This window comes from Nonomuraea deserti (assembly GCF_004348685.1).
Classification (GTDB): domain Bacteria; phylum Actinomycetota; class Actinomycetes; order Streptosporangiales; family Streptosporangiaceae; genus Nonomuraea; species Nonomuraea deserti.
The window spans coordinates 38113-50753 of the sequence record NZ_SMKO01000054.1; the positions used below are offsets into that span (position 1 = coordinate 38113).

The 12641-nt window shown below is 69.8% G+C and carries 10 protein-coding genes, 1 tRNA gene and 1 pseudogene; 9 read left to right on the plus strand and 3 right to left on the minus strand.

Annotated features, from left to right (window positions below; all coding sequences use genetic code 11):
- Positions 1–45: 45 nt before the first annotated feature.
- The gene (locus E1292_RS51245; RefSeq protein WP_165974656.1) at positions 46–195 is read left to right on the plus strand and encodes a hypothetical protein; all 150 of its coding nucleotides are present in this window, start codon (positions 46–48) and stop codon (positions 193–195) included.
- A pseudogene (locus tag E1292_RS55825) lies at positions 192–1301 on the plus strand (recombinase family protein); the annotation flags it as partial. The gene E1292_RS51245 and the pseudogene E1292_RS55825, both read left to right, overlap by 4 nt.
- A 528-nt stretch (positions 1302–1829) precedes the next feature.
- On the opposite strand, the gene E1292_RS21085 reads toward E1292_RS55825, so the two are convergent.
- Positions 1830–1915: transfer RNA gene (locus E1292_RS21085), tRNA-Leu, on the minus strand.
- Positions 1916–2313: 398 nt separating this feature from the next.
- Between E1292_RS21085 and E1292_RS21090 the strand changes: the two genes are divergently transcribed.
- The gene (locus E1292_RS21090; protein WP_246090237.1) at positions 2314–2970 is read left to right on the plus strand and encodes a hypothetical protein; all 657 of its coding nucleotides are present in this window, start codon (positions 2314–2316) and stop codon (positions 2968–2970) included.
- A gap of 241 nt (positions 2971–3211) precedes the next feature.
- A complete protein-coding gene (locus tag E1292_RS21095; RefSeq protein WP_132596946.1) occupies positions 3212–5098 on the plus strand; it encodes a chaplin family protein in 1887 nt (628 codons plus the stop codon).
- On the opposite strand, the gene E1292_RS55830 is transcribed toward E1292_RS21095, so the two are convergent.
- Entirely contained in the window at positions 5019–5363 is a 345-nt protein-coding gene (locus tag E1292_RS55830) for a pentapeptide repeat-containing protein (protein WP_369334343.1), read from the minus strand. The two genes, E1292_RS21095 and E1292_RS55830, sit on opposite strands and share 80 nt — an antisense overlap.
- Between E1292_RS55830 and E1292_RS53910 the strand changes: the two genes are divergently transcribed.
- The gene (locus E1292_RS53910; RefSeq protein WP_246090238.1) at positions 5302–5442 is read left to right on the plus strand and encodes a hypothetical protein; all 141 of its coding nucleotides are present in this window, start codon (positions 5302–5304) and stop codon (positions 5440–5442) included. The genes E1292_RS55830 and E1292_RS53910 overlap by 62 nt on opposite strands.
- Here the strand turns inward: E1292_RS53910 and E1292_RS21105 are convergent.
- A complete protein-coding gene (locus tag E1292_RS21105) occupies positions 5417–5584 on the minus strand; it encodes a DUF5703 family protein (RefSeq protein WP_439331898.1) in 168 nt (55 codons plus the stop codon). The genes E1292_RS53910 and E1292_RS21105 overlap by 26 nt on opposite strands.
- A gap of 209 nt (positions 5585–5793) precedes the next feature.
- Between E1292_RS21105 and topA the strand changes: the two genes are divergently transcribed.
- The 4 genes from topA (at position 5794) to tmk (ending at position 12532) form a co-directional block, all read left to right on the plus strand.
- The gene (gene topA / locus E1292_RS21110) at positions 5794–8472 is read left to right on the plus strand and encodes a type I DNA topoisomerase (protein WP_132596949.1); all 2679 of its coding nucleotides are present in this window, start codon (positions 5794–5796) and stop codon (positions 8470–8472) included.
- A gap of 13 nt (positions 8473–8485) precedes the next feature.
- Positions 8486–9715: a metallophosphoesterase gene (locus tag E1292_RS21115; RefSeq protein WP_132596950.1), complete on the plus strand. Its 1230-nt coding sequence runs from the start codon at positions 8486–8488 to the stop codon at positions 9713–9715.
- A gap of 75 nt (positions 9716–9790) precedes the next feature.
- Entirely contained in the window at positions 9791–10348 is a 558-nt protein-coding gene (locus tag E1292_RS21120; protein ID WP_132596951.1) for a helix-turn-helix transcriptional regulator, read from the plus strand.
- A gap of 141 nt (positions 10349–10489) precedes the next feature.
- A complete protein-coding gene (gene tmk, locus E1292_RS21125; RefSeq protein ID WP_132596952.1) occupies positions 10490–12532 on the plus strand; it encodes a dTMP kinase in 2043 nt (680 codons plus the stop codon).
- Positions 12533–12641: the final 109 nt, after the last annotated feature.

The window sequence follows — 12641 nt, forward strand, 5'->3', positions numbered from 1 at the left end:
CGGTCGCCGGTGGACGCGGGTACCCGTTCCGAACCGGGACGGGTCGTGAGCGGCGCGGACCACGGGCTGCAGTTGGTGGTGCCGGGGGAGGAGCTCAGGCTCACCCCCGGCGCAGCCGGCGTGCTGCTGCGAATCCTGCTCAAAGCCGCCGCCCGCGTGAAGCAACCGCAGACCGCGAGGGAGCAGCACAGATGACGATCAGGTTCGGCTTCTACGGCCGAGTGTCGACCGAGGACAACCAGGACCCGGAGGCATCGAGGGCCTGGCAGTTGCATCGGGCACGAGCGCTGATCGAGTCGCGAGGCGGGGAGATCGTCGCTGAGTTCTTCGACGTCGACAAGTCCCGTTCGATCCCCTGGCAGCTTCGACCGCACGCGGCAGCGCTGATCGAGGAGTTGAAGGACACGCGGCGGGGCTTCGATGCGGTGGTGATCGGGGAGCCGCAGCGGGCGTTCTACGGCAACCAGTACAGCTTGACGTTCCCGTTGTTCGAGCACTTCGGTGTGCCGCTGTGGGTGCCCGAGGTCGGCGGGCCGATCGACCCGGCCAACGAGGCCCACGACATGATCATGGGAGTCTTCGGTGGGCTGTCGAAGGGCGAGCGGAACCGGACCAAGATCCGTGTGCGGGCCGCCATGGCGGCGATCACGGCGACTGAGGGAAGGTTTCTCGGCGGGCGTCCGCCGTACGGGTACAGCCTCCAAGACGCAGGCCCGCACCCGAATCCCGGTAAGGCGGCCGACGGTCGGAGACTGCGGCGGCTGGTGGCTGATCCGGTCACCTCGCGCGTGGTGCGGTGGATCTACAGGGAGTTCCTCAAAGGCAGGGGCTACCTGGACATCGCCGAGGACCTGACGGTGCAGGGGATCGTGTCGCCGTCGGCCAGTGATCCTGGGAGGAACAAGCACCGGGATCAGATTGCGTGGTCGAAGTACGCCATCCGAGTGATCCTCACCAACCCGCGCTACACCGGCCACCAGGTGTGGAACAAGCAGCGCAAGGACGAGATCCTTCTGGACGTGGAGAACGTCGCGCTGGGGACGACGACCAAGCAGCGGTGGAACACCAAGGACCAGTGGATCTGGTCGGAGCATCCCGTGCATGACGCGATCGTGAGCGTCGAGGAGTACCAGCGGGTCCAGGAGATCCTCGCCACGCGTGCCAGAGGCACATTCAGCCAGCGTCCTCACCCTACGCGGCGTCCTTACGCCTTCCGGGGTGTGCTGTTCTGCGGGTATTGCGAGCGCCGGATGCAGGGGAACTGGAACAACCGGCAGGCCTACTACCGGTGCCGGTTCCCTGCCCAGTACGCCATCACCAACGACCTCGACCATCCCAAGGTCGTCTACCTGCGGGAGTCGGAGATCTTGGGTGAGGTCGATGGCTGGCTGGGGACCGCGTTCGGCCCGGACAGGTGGGAGCACACGATCGCAGCGATGGCCGAGCAGGCGATCGACCCGAACGAGGCGGCTCTGATCGACCTGCGTAAGCGGCTGTCGAAGTGTGATCGCAAGCTAAACCAATATCGCTCCGCGCTCGACGCGGGGGGCGACCCGATCGAGATCTCCGCGTGGATCAACGAGACGAAGAGTGAACGCGCCCGCCTGGAAGGGGAGCTGAAGGCGGTTCCGGCTGCCCAGCGCATCAGCGTCGAGGAGATCAGATCGATGATCGGAGGTCGGCGACTTGGTTCGCCTGGTCTCGGAAGCGGACCCGGACGACAAGGCCGAGCTCTACACGCAGCTCGGGCTGAAGCTCACGTACTACCCCGAAAAGCAGTATGTGGAGGCCCGGATCGATCCGGAACCCCCACATGTGCGAGCGGTGTGTGTCCGAGGGGGGACTTGAACCCCCATGCCCATCACTGGGCACTAGCACCTCAAGCTAGCGCGTCTGCCTATTCCGCCACCCGGACTTGGTGCCTGCACGCGGGACCGTCATCCCGCGTCGGCTCAGTAAGGCTAGCAAACTCTGAGGAGTGCGTCATACCGAGAATCCGGCCTCCTGCCGAAAGGCGGCTCCGGAGGCGCGGGAATGCCGGGTGATGGCCCGTCGCGGGGTCGCTGATGGGCCGCTCATGACGTACGCCGGAGCGCATTGGCCCAGTTGGGGGTGGTTTGAGGGGTGTGGCGTTGGTGAATTTCTGGGGTCACGGTGAAAAGGCCTTGCGACAACCTTGGGTACTGCTACGGTTACGGACCGTTGAGGGGTGAGTCCAAGGACCGGCTCCGTCAACGCTGAGGCCGGTTCTGGATATCGGGAGGTCACGTGGCGCGCGCGGCGATGCATCAGCCGAGGGAGAAGTCCCTCGCTGTGCGTCGCCTGCCCGTGCCCTCCCGCGGGCAGGACACGGCCACCGATCGGGTCGACCGGATGGCGCGGTTCGCGGCCGGTGCCCGTCGGCTCGTCATGCGGGCAACCGCGGTCGGCTCCCTGGTGGCCGCTGGATGGTTGCTCGCTGTTCTGTTCGGCATGCTCACCGCCGCTCCGGCGGCCGCGGATTCCACCGCGGCGACAGGAACGCCCTCAACATCGGCCGCGGGGCTTCCCGCGACCGAAACGTCGGCCGCGGATCCTTCCGCGTCCGCGACAACGGCTGCGGGGCTTCCCGCGACCGAAACGGCCGCGGTCCCCTCCGCGGTCACAGAAGTCGGCGCGTCGGCCGCCTCCCTCGACCCTGACCACGTCTCGGCGTCCGACAACGCCGAAGCCATGGCGGGGCGCACGGTCGACGGGCTCAACAGCCAGCAGGATCCTGGCCTGCCGACACCGTCCACCGCCGGCCAGATCCTGGACACCAACGGCTTGGTGCCCAACGGCGGTGGCAGCGGCCCCTTCGGGTCCGCCACCGGGGATGTCGCGAGGTCAGTGTTCGACCCGCGGCTCGAGGCGCGGCGCGCACCTCCGGCGTACGTGCTTCCCCCCGTCGTCCGCACAGCGGCGGACGACCCTTCTTTCTCACCTGACTGATCCCCGCCCGGGCACCGGCCGGTCACGCGCGACGGAAGACGTCGCGGGCAATGCGACCCCCGGGCCCTTTCTCCGAGTATCGCGGCGGAGCGCGGCTTTGATCCCCTCCGCCGGCGGGTGAACACGTCAGTTCAGCTGGTTCGCGAATCCGAGGTCTCCGCTGTGCGCGAAACCTCGCACGGCCTCGGGTTGCCCGCGAGCCGTTCAGGTAATCCCCCCAAGAACCACAAGGAGCATCGATATGCGTACGTGGGCGAAGGCATCGACCCCTGCGGCCCTTCTCGCGGTGGCCGTCATGTCGTTCGGCGGCAGCGGCACCGCGCTGGCCGACACCTCGGGCGACGCGTCCATCGGCGGCGGCAACCAGGTCGACCTGCCGATCTCGCTGCCCATCGACATCAGCGGCAACTCCGTCGCGGCGGTCGGCTCGTCGCAGGCCTCTTCGCAGGGCGGCGCCGAGGTCGTGAACAACCGCGGCGGTGGTGGCATCCCCAACCGCACGTCGGGCGACGCGAGCATCCTCGGCGGCAACCAGGTCGACGCGCCGATCAGCGCGCCGGTCAACGCCTGCGGCAACGCCGTCTCCCTGATCGGCAGGTCCGACGCGGGCTGCAAGGGCGGCGCGGAGGTGCGCAACCAGGGCAGGGGCGGTACGGGCGGCAACCGCACGTCGGGCGACGCGAGCATCCTCGGCGGCAACCAGGTCACCGCGCCGATCAGCGCCCCGATCAACGCCTGCGGCAACGCGGTCGCGATCTTCGGCGATGCGACGGCGGGCTGCAAGGGCGGCGCCACGGTGAAGAACACCGGCAAGGGCGGCCCGGGCGGCAACCGCACCTCGGGCAACGCGAGCATCCTCGGCGGCAACCAGGTCGTCGCCCCGATCAGCGCCCCGATCAACATCTGCGGCAACTCGGTCGCGGTCGTCGGGCGGGCGTTCTCGGGCTGCAAGGGCGGGTCGTCGGTCACCAACGGCGGTCCCGGGCGCGGCTACCACCACGGCCGTCACGTGGGCTCGCGGGGCAACGACACCGACGGCCGGTTCGGGGTCGGCAGCGGCAACCAGGTCGTGGCGCCGATCAGCCTGCCCGTCAACGTCTGCGGCAACGCCGTGGGCAACGCCACGGCCGGGTGCGCGGGCGGCGCCACCGTGCACAACTCCGGCAAGGGCACGGGCGGCAACCGCACCTCGGGGCGGGCGGGCATCCTGGCGGGCAACCAGGTGGTCGCTCCGATCACCGCGCCGGTCAACGTCTGCGGCAACGCCGTGGCGCTGGTCGGCCGCGCGTTCGCCGGCTGCAAGGGCGGCGCCCACGTGAAGGAGCCCGGCAGGGGCACGGGCGGCAACCGCACCTCGGGCAACGCGAGCATCCTAGGCGGCAACCAGGTCATCGCCCCGATCACCGCGCCGATCAACGTCTGCGGCAACGCCGTGGCCGTCCTGGGAGATGCCGCGGCCGGATGCCTCGGCGGGGCGCACGTCGGCAAGCCGGGCCACGGAGGCCTCAGCGGGCACCAGCACTTCGCCCGCGCCACCACCAAGACCGCGGCGGCCAAGGGCGGCGTGCTGCCCGTGATCCCGGCCGTGCCGGTCCTGGGCGGGACGCCGGACTTCGGCGGCGTCGGCGACGTCGCCAAGCTGCAGGGCGGCGGCCTGACCTCGCTGCCCCTCGTCGAGGACGCCTCCCGCACGCTCGGCCTGCCGAGTGTGCCAGGCTTGCCCGGGCTGCCCGCCCAGGCGAAGACCCCGGCCGCGCCCAAGCGGACGGTCGTGACGCCTGCCAAGCCGAAGCGGACCGCGGTGACCCCGGCCAAGCCGAAGCGGACCGCCACGTCCGCTGCGGCGCCGGCCGACAGGTCCGGTCGCGCCCGGCCCTCCGGCGCCGCCGCGTCCCCGCTCGCTCCGGCGACGTCGCTGGTCGCCTCGACCCCGGTCGGCGGCGTGGTGACCTCCACCACCCGCAACCTGCCCGTCGGAAACCTGGGCCTGATGAGCGCCGAGCAGCCGGCCGGCGTGACCGGGATGAACTCCAGCTCGCTGCTCGCCCTCATGCTCGGCGGGCTGTTCGCCGCCTCGGCGACCCTGTTCGCGACCGCCCGCCGGTTCCGTCCGGGCCGCAAGCACTGAGCAGGACGCCGCAGGCACTGAGCAGGACGCCGCAGGCACTGAGCAGGACGCCGCAGGCACTGAGCAGGACGCCGCAGGCACTGAGCAGGACATCGCAGGCGCGTAACAGCGCCTGACCAGATCGGCTGACGCTCGCGTCCGGCGAGCGGTCAGCGAGAGATGCTTTGCCCGTTCCGGGGGCGCGGCCCGGGGCGGGCAAAGCCATGTCCGCGTTCGACATGTCCGCGTTCGACATGTCCGCGTTCGACATGTCCGCGTTCGACATGTCCGCGTTCGACATGCCCGCGTTCGACATGCCCGCGTTCGACGTGTCCGCGTTCACAACGTGCGCCGGACTCGCATGACCTTCCGGCGCAGGCGTACGTGCCGGCTCCCGTCGGGGTGCAGGCGTACGCGCGCGAGCTCCCACTGACCGTACTCTGCGTGTTCGGTCAGCAGTTGACGTGCTGCTTCGCGAGTGAGGTCGCGCGGAATGAAGATATCCATGTAGGAGTAGTCGAGCACAACGATTAGTCTCCAGAGTGAGTCAGGGCGCCATGCCGCTCGATGAGCCTTATTCTGCGTGCTTGTGGGTGGACCCGGAAGCCAGTGGGTAGCCCGGGGGGAAGGAAATTTCCGCGAGTCGGGTTACCTTTTCAGTCTGTGCCGACTCCCGGCAGGGGGATTAGCTAGCGAACAGCGAGGTAGAGAGCAGCGTGCCAGCCAAGAACGGCAGCGCCGGCGGAACACGCCTGGTGATAGTCGAGTCGCCCGCCAAGGCGAAGACCATCGCGGGCTACCTCGGGCGCGGCTACATCGTCGAATCGAGCATCGGCCACATCCGCGATCTGCCGGAGAAGGCCGACGACATCCCCGAGAAGTTCAAGGGGGCGCCTTGGGCGCGGCTCGGGGTGAATGTCGAGCACGAGTTCGAGCCGCTGTACGTCGTCAACCCCGACAAGCGATCGCAGGTCAACAAGCTGCGGCAGCTGCTGAAGGACGCCGACGAGCTCTATCTGGCCACTGACGAGGACCGCGAGGGCGAGGCGATCGCCTGGCACCTGCGCGAGGTGCTCAAGCCCAAGGTCCCTGTGCACCGCATGGTCTTCCACGAGATTACCCAGCAGGCGATCCAGGACGCCGTGGCCAACCCGCGCGACCTCAACCTGCGTCTCGTCGACGCCCAGGAGACCCGGCGCATCCTCGACCGGCTCTACGGCTACGAGGTCAGCCCCGTCCTGTGGAAGAAGGTCAAGCCGCGCCTGTCGGCGGGCCGCGTGCAGTCGGTGGCGACCCGGCTGGTGGTGGAGCGCGAGCGCGACCGTATGGCGTTCACGTCTGCCCACTACTGGGATCTGCAGGCCCTGTTCGACACCGGCAAGGCGGAGGAGCGGCCGCGCGACTTCACCGCGGCGCTGACCGTGGTCGACGGCAAGCGGGTGGCGCAGGGGCGCGACTTCGCCAGCACAGGTCAGCTGAAGAACGCCGACGTGCTCCACCTGTCCGAGGCCGCTGCCGGCGAGCTGGCGGGGCGGCTGCGGGGTTCGTCGTTCGCGGTCAAGTCGGTCGAGCGCAAGCCGTACACCCGTAAGCCCTATGCGCCGTTCAGGACGACCACGCTGCAGCAGGAGGCCAGCAGGAAGCTGGGGTTCTCCGCGAAATACACCATGCAGGTGGCGCAGCGGCTCTACGAGAACGGCTTCATCACCTACATGCGTACCGACAGCATCACGCTGTCGGAGACGGCGGTGGCGGCCGCGCGGTCACAGGCGATCAAGTTGTACGGCGCCGCGTACGTCCCTGACAAGCCCCGCGTCTACGCCAGCAAGGTGAAGAGCGCGCAGGAGGCGCACGAGGCGATCAGGCCGTCTGGTGAGGAGTTCCGCACGCCGGGCGAGACCGGGCTGTCGGGCGACATGTTCCGGCTGTACGAGCTGATCTGGCAGCGCACGGTGTCCTCGCAGATGAAGGACGCGGTCGGCGAGTCGATCACGGTGAAGGTGGCCGGCCGGTCGTCGGGGGGCGAGGACGTCGAGTTCAGCGCCTCGGGGCGGACGATCACGTTCTACGGGTTCCTCAAGGCGTACGTCGAGGGGTCGGATGATCCGTCGACCGACCGCGACGACTCGGAGAAGCGGCTGCCCGCCCTGGCCGAGGGCGACGCGCTCACCGCCACCCGGCTCGACGTGGCCGGCCACTCGACCAAGCCGCCCGCCCGCTACACGGAGGCGTCGCTGGTCAAGGAGCTGGAGGATCGCGAGATCGGGCGGCCGTCGACGTACGCCTCGATCATCGGCACGATCCTCGACCGCGGCTACGTGTTCAAGAAGGGCACGGCCCTGGTGCCGTCGTTCCTGGCGTTCGCGGTGGTCAACCTGCTCGAGCAGCATTTCGGCAACCTGGTCGACTACGACTTCACGGCCGAGATGGAGAAGGTGCTCGACGACATCGCCAACGACCGGGCGGAGCGGGTGCCGGAGCTGCAGCGCTTCTATTACGGCGTCGACGGCGACGAGGGCCTGAAGGAGATGGTCACCGACCTCGGTGACATCGACGCCAAGGAGATCAGCTCGTTCCCGGTGAAGGGCACCGACATCGTGCTGCGGGTGGGGCGCTACGGCCCCTATCTCGACCGTGACGGCTCGCGGGTCAACGTGCCCGAGGACATGACGCCAGACGAGCTGACGGCGGAGAAGGCGGAGGAGCTGTTCTCGCGGCCGACGGGTGACAGGGAGCTGGGGAAGGACCCGGTGACCGGCCACACGGTCGTGGCGAAGGACGGCCGCTACGGGCCTTACGTGACGGAGATCCTGCCCGAGCCGGCGGAGGACGAAGCTCCCAAGCGGCGCAAGAAGGCCGACGCGCCCAAGCCGCGTACGAGTTCGCTGTTCAAGTCGATGTCGCTCGACACCATCACCCTCGAAGACGCGCTCAAGCTGCTGTCCATCCCGAGGCCGGTGGGCGAGCTCGACGGCGAGGAGGTCGTGGCCTACAACGGCAAGTTCGGCCCGTACCTGAAGAAGGGCACCGACTCCCGTTCGCTGGCCTCCGAGGAAGACCTGCTGACGGTCACCATCGAGCAGGCCAAGGAGCTGTTCGCGCAGCCGAAGCAGCGCGGCCGGCGGGCCGCGGCCGCGGCGCCGCTGCGCGAGCTGGGCGACGACCCCAACTCCAAGAAGCCGGTCGTGGTGAAGGAGGGCAGGTTCGGCCCTTACGTCACCGACGGTGAGACGAACGCGTCGCTGCGCAAGGGCGACACGGTCGAGGACATCACGATCGAGCGGGCGGCGGAGCTGCTGGCCGAGCGTCGCGAGCGGGCTCCCGCGCCGAAGAAGTCGTCCAGGAAGGCGCCCGCGAAAAAGGCACCCGCGAAGAAGCCGGCCACCAAATCGTAAGTAGCATCAGGATGTGTTCGTCCTGATGTTTCTGAGCCTCGTCGGGCTCGCGCATCTCTATCTGTGGCATCGGATGGTGCGCTCGACGACCGGCCCCGGGCGGTTGCGCAAGGCGCTGACCTGGGGCCTGGTGGGCTTGGTGCTGCTCGTCGTGGCCGCGTTCGCGGGCTCGCGGGTGGAGTGGGGGCATTGGCTGGCCTGGCCGGGCTACCTCTGGGTGGCGGTGATGTTCTACCTGGTGGTCATCCTGGTGGTGCTGGAGGTCCCGCGGGCCGTGGCGGCGCTGCTGCTGCGCAGGGCCGCGCCGCGGAGCGCGACTCCGGAGCCTGAGCCGGTGCCGGTCCTGGCCGGGGCCGGCGGGCCCGCCGAGGGCGAGCCGGTCGCCCCTCCCGCGGCGGAGGCGGCCCCGATGAGCAGGCGGCTCTTCCTGGGGCGGGCCACCGCCGCGGTCGCCGGCGTGGGTGCGCTGAGCACGGTCGGGTACGGCATGGCGACCGCTCTGGGCGACCCCGTTACCGAGCGGGTCAGGGTCACGCTGCCGAAGCTGGATCCCCGGCTCAGCGGCCTGCGGTTCGCCGTGGTGAGCGACATCCACCTGGGGCCGCTGACGGGCCTGGGGCACACCGAGCGCATCGTCCGTATGATCAACGGTCTTGAGGCCGACGTGGTCGCGATCGTGGGCGACCTGGTGGACGGGTCGGTCGCCGACCTGGGGCCGCTGGCCAGGCCGCTGAGAAACCTGGAGTCCCGTTACGGGGCCTATTTCGTGACCGGTAACCACGAATACTTCTCGCCCGGAGGTCCCGGCGAGTGGATCGAGGAGCTCGCGGAGCTCGGCGTCCGCTCGTTGCGGAACGAGCGCGTGGAGATCAGGCATCAGGGCGCGGTGCTCGACCTGGCCGGCGTGAACGACGTCGGCGGCGCGGCCGTGGGCGAGCCTCCCGACTTCGACAAGGCGCTCGGCGGGCGCGAGGCGGGCCGGTCGGCTGTCCTGCTCGCGCACCAGCCCATCCAGGTCGCCGAGGCCGCCCGTCACGGCGTCGACCTGCAGCTGTCCGGGCACACCCACGGCGGTCAGCTCGCGCCGTTCAACCTGGTGGTGGGGCTGCAGCAGCCGGTCGTGTCGGGGCTGGCCACGGTCGAGGGCGTGCCGCTCTATGTGACCAGGGGCGCCGGGTTCTGGGGGCCGCCGGTGCGCGTGGGAGCCCCGCCCGAGATCACGATGCTCGAGTTGCGCGCCTGACTTTCCGCGTTCCGCTGGTCACGTAGGGCCATCATGGCGTACAGTATCCGACCGGATACTAGTCGGAGGTGCGGCATGGGCTCTTCGCCGGTGGAGCGGGCGCTGCGGCAGGAGGTCGCGCTCTGGGCCGAGCGGGGCGGCCTGCTGTTCAAGCAGGCCAGGCATGCCGCGAGTCTCAACCAGAAGGCCCTGGCCAGCGTGAGCGGCACGTCGCGCACGACGCTGTCGGCCTACGAGCACGGCAGGAAGTCGCCGACGCTGGAGACGGCCGGGCGCATTCTCGACGCCGCGGGGTTCCGGCTGGTGCTGGAGGCGAAGGTCGAGTTCGCCGCGCGCGTGACCGGCGACGGGCGCACGTTCCACCTGCCGAGCCGGTTGCGGCGGCTGCCGGTCGCGGCGGCGCTGGGCGTCGTGCGGTTGCGCGGTCACGTCCACGACCTGGCCGACCGCGACCAGCGGCGGGCCGCCTACACCACGCTGTTGTGCGAGGGCGGGCCGCAGGAGCTGCTCGACCACGTCGACGGCGTGCTGCTCGTCGAGCTGTTCGACGAGCTGGAGCTGCCTCCCGACATCCGCGCCGAATGGCGGCCACTGGTGGAGGCGGCGCGACATGAGGCCGGAGTTATCAATTGATGATGGATTTGGGGCCCTTTTCGAGGTGCGAAACCTGCGCACCAGCCCACGGACGTAATACCCTCAGCCACGAGCAGCCGGGCATTTCCGGCTTCTCTCCTGACTGCCCCCTTCCGGTCAACACCTGGATACGCTGAAATCATGACTGCCCCTGGCCGACGCCGCCCGGCTCACGTGCTGGCCAATGCGCCTTTCCGGCGGCTGTGGACCGCCATGTCGGTGTGCAGTCTCGGTGACTGGCTCAACATCCTGGCGCTCACCGCGCTGGCCGGAAACCTGATGCAGGACGACTACCGCGTGCAGTCGCTGGCCATCGGCGGCGTGTTCGTGGCCAAGATGTTGCCCGCCATCCTGCTCGGGCCGCTCGCGGGCGTGTTCGCCGACAGGTTCGACCGGCGGCTGACGATGTTCGCGGCCGATCTCGCCCGGTTCGCCATCGTGCTGTCGATCCCGTTCGTGCACAGCTACCAGTGGGTGATCATCGCGACTCTCCTGGTCGAGTGCATCAACCTGTTCTGGGTCCCGGCCAAGGACGCCACCGTCCCCAACCTGGTGCCCAAGGAGCAGCTCGAGTCGGCCAACCAGCTCAACCTGCTGGTCACCTACGGCACCGCGCCCATCGCCGCCATGCTCTTCGCCGCGCTGTCCGTGGTGGGCGACGTGGTCACGAGCACGGTGCCGTTCCTGTCCGGCAGGGACGCCACGGGGCTGGCGCTCATCGTCAACGCCTGCGCCTACCTCGTGTCGGCCTTCCTGATCTTCACGCTGCGCGGCATCCCCAAGCGTGACGGCGCCATCTCCACGCCGTCCGTGCTCAAGCAGGTCATCGAGGGCTGGCGCTTCGTCGGCGGCCACCGGATGGTGCGCGGCCTCATCATCGGCATGCTGGGCGCGTTCGCCGCGGGCGGGGCCGTGGTCGGCGTCGCCAAGATCTACGTCGGCGCGCTCGGCGGCGGCGACGCGGCCTACGGCGTCGTGTTCGGCGCGGTCTTCGTCGGCATGGCGCTGGGCATGTTCTTCGGGCCCAGGCTGCTGCGCCAGCTGTCGCGGCGGCGGCTGTTCGGCCTGGCCATCACCGTGGCAGGGCTGGTGCTCGTCACGATCGCGCTGGTGCACAACCTGCCGATCGTGGTCATGCTGACCGTCGTGCTCGGCGCGTGCGCGGGCATCGCCTGGATCATCGGCTACACGCTGATCGGGCTCGAGGTCGAAGACGGGCTGCGCGGCCGTACGTTCTCGTTCCTGCAGTCCACCGCGCGCGTGACGCTCCTGCTCGTGGTCGCCGTGGCCAACCCGGTGGCGGCGATCTTCGGTGTGCACGTGCTCGACCTGGGCGAGTTCGCCTACCAGTTCGACGGGTCCAACCTGGTGCTGGTGATCGGCGGCGTGCTCGCGACCGCCGTCGGCATCCTCGCGCTGCGCCACATGGACGACAAGAAGGGCGTGCCGCTCACCGCCGACGTGATCGCCGCGGTGCGTGGCGAGCGGCTGGGCGCCGAGCCGGCCGAGCACGTGCCGGGCCTGTTCGTGGCGTTCGAGGGCGGTGAAGGGTCGGGCAAGACCACCCAGTCGCGGCTGATCGCCATCTGGCTGCGCGACCAGGGCTACGACGTCGTGCAGACGCGCGAGCCCGGCTCCACCAAGGTCGGCATGCGGCTGCGCGCCATCCTGCTCGACGCGGCCGAGCGCGGCCTCTCGGCCCGGGCCGAGGCCCTGCTCTACGCCGCCGACCGGGCCGAGCACGTGGAGAAGGTGATCAGGCCCGCCCTCTACCGCGGCTCGCTCGTGGTCACCGACCGCTACGTCGACTCGTCGCTGGCCTACCAGGGCGCCGGGCGGGCGCTCGACCCCGAAGACGTGTCCAAGATCAACGCTTGGGCGACCGGCGGGCTGGTGCCGCACCTGACCGTGCTCATCGACACGCCGCCCCAGGTGGGGCTCACCCGGCTGGGCGGCGCGGCCGACCGCATCGAGGCCGAGCCGCTGGAGTTCCACGAGCGGGTGCGCAAGGAGTTCCGCAAGCTGGCCGCGGCGGCGCCCCAGCGCTACCTCGTGGTCGACGGCACCCTGCCGCCCGAGGTGATCACCCGCCAGATCCAGGACCGCATCCACGAGATCCTGCCCGACCCGGTGCCGAGGGAGTCAGAAGACGCCACCGGCACGATGCCCGCCATCCGCGACTAGCCTTGCCTCGTGACGGTTTTCGATGACCTGGTCGGGCAGGACCAAGCCACTGCCGTGCTGTCGCGGGCCGCGGCGGCGGCCGGCGACGTCATCGGGGGCGGGCGCGGGG